Source organism: Pedobacter sp. MR2016-19, from assembly GCF_014947265.1.
In the GTDB taxonomy this organism is placed as follows: domain Bacteria; phylum Bacteroidota; class Bacteroidia; order Sphingobacteriales; family Sphingobacteriaceae; genus Pedobacter.
The window spans coordinates 1-1,897 of record NZ_JADCNK010000047.1; the positions used below are offsets into that span (position 1 = coordinate 1).

The window sequence follows — 1,897 nt, forward strand, 5'->3', positions numbered from 1 at the left end:
CAAGAAAAAAATTCGACCCAGACAAAACTTTTTAAAAGGAAACATGTTTAGCGCGATCTCGACTAGTCTGAATCCAAGGTTTCTCTACGCCCAACCGTTTAAAACTTTGCAAGTAACTGGCCATCTAAACCCGACAGCAGCGCCAGCTCCCGATTCTTCATCGGGACTATAGCGTATGGCGGGAACATACCTAGATAGTAGCACAACAACGGCTTTGCTAAAAAAGATCAATAAATAGTATCGCAGGAAAAAAACTTTCGGCGCTTACACGCGACTAATAAAAACGGCAAAATTAAACCTGTCAGACAGCAATGAAAACTTAATGATAAACAAAAATAGGATTTGACAAATAGTAGCTATATGCCTGTTTAATCGTAGGAAGACTGATTTTGAAATATTAAACGGATACTTGTGAATGGATTAACTTTCCGACTTACTTATGTTTGATAATAACCAAAATCTTTTTAACTACAATTACAACAAGAACCGAAGCCAGTCCAACTATTAATCCAAAAGCGAATTCTCTAAGTATTGATGGAAAAGAAGGAAAAATATGATGAAGAAAATCAATATTATGTGCAAAGATTCCTCCCGATACCAATATCAGTGCAACCGTTCCTACAATACTTAAAATTTTGATGATAACGGGCAGCGATTTAACAAGCGTTTTTCCGATTACTGAAAAAATACCTTTATCGCCGGAGGCTTTCACCAAACGGTACCCGGCATCATCCATTCTGACAATAAGCGCAACGATTCCGTAAACACCAATTGTGGCCAATAATGCTATCACCGAAACGGTCATAATCTGAATGGCGAGCTTTTCATCCAAAACACTCCCCAGTGCTATAATGACAATTTCTATCGACAGTATAAAATCAGTGGTAATAGCAGACCTAATTTTTGTCTTTTCTGCTGCATCACCTTCTTCAATCACTTCTTTAGCTTCAACATGTGATGGCTTAGTACGATGGAAAAAATATTCAACAACTTTTTCTACCCCTTCATACGCCAAATATAAGCCACCCAATATCAGAATTACTTTAATTGCAATCGGAAAAAAAACATTGAGCAGCAAGGCAATTGGAACAATAATTAGTTTATTTACCAAAGATCCCTTGGTGATTGCCCATAGCACCGGCAACTCTCTGGAAGAAAGAAAACCTGTAGATTTTTCTGCATTTACGGCTAAATCATCTCCTAAAATACCAGCCGTTTTCTTTGCCGCTACCTTTGCTGTTACAGCAACGTCATCCATTAAGGCACTTATATCATCCAAAATTGCAAAAAAACCCGAAGCCATATCTAAATTTATTAATGTTGCAAAATATCAATTCCTTTTTAGATTTAGATGATCACACACCAAATCTTTTAACCGATACATATGAAATTATCCCAATTATGTTCTGTTAAAGGTTAGTAATATTTATTACACGGTTTTATAACAGTAACAAGCTAAAACTGTTCGAAAAAAACTAAAGAATTTGTAATTGTTAAAACTTAAAATTAGATAGATCTATAATTATTAAAATTATGAGCATTTTTTGGCCTCAGTTTGGATAATTCGGATCCGACCCGATGTAAGCTCTCAAGGATAAAAAGCAACTCTTTTGAACTTATTTGCAGCGCACCAGCAGTAACCATTAGATTTGGTTCCCTCCTGCAGTCCGTTTTACTCCGCCAATGAAGAATTGGCTCCGTACTCACTTCCATCAGGGCTATTTAACCTGGGATGTAAAATGGAAAATAGGATGTAAAATCAGCGACGATCTGCGTAATCTGCTGGAATAATTCCCTAAATTCTTAATTCATTCACTACATAGCTATTTATCTGTTTTTGAAGCGCAACAGCAGTAACCACTAGGTTGGGTTCCGTCCTGCTGTCCGTTTTACCCCA

The 1,897-nt window shown here is 36.8% G+C and carries 1 protein-coding gene; it reads right to left on the bottom strand.

The genetic code is table 11. From position 1 onward, the window contains the following. Nucleotides 1-433: 433 nt before the first annotated feature. Complete coding sequence (locus IM793_RS24645; RefSeq protein WP_193426161.1) at nucleotides 434-1,303, bottom strand: DUF808 domain-containing protein; 870 nt, start codon at nucleotides 1,301-1,303, stop codon at nucleotides 434-436. Between the last annotated feature and the right edge of the window lie 594 nt (nucleotides 1,304-1,897).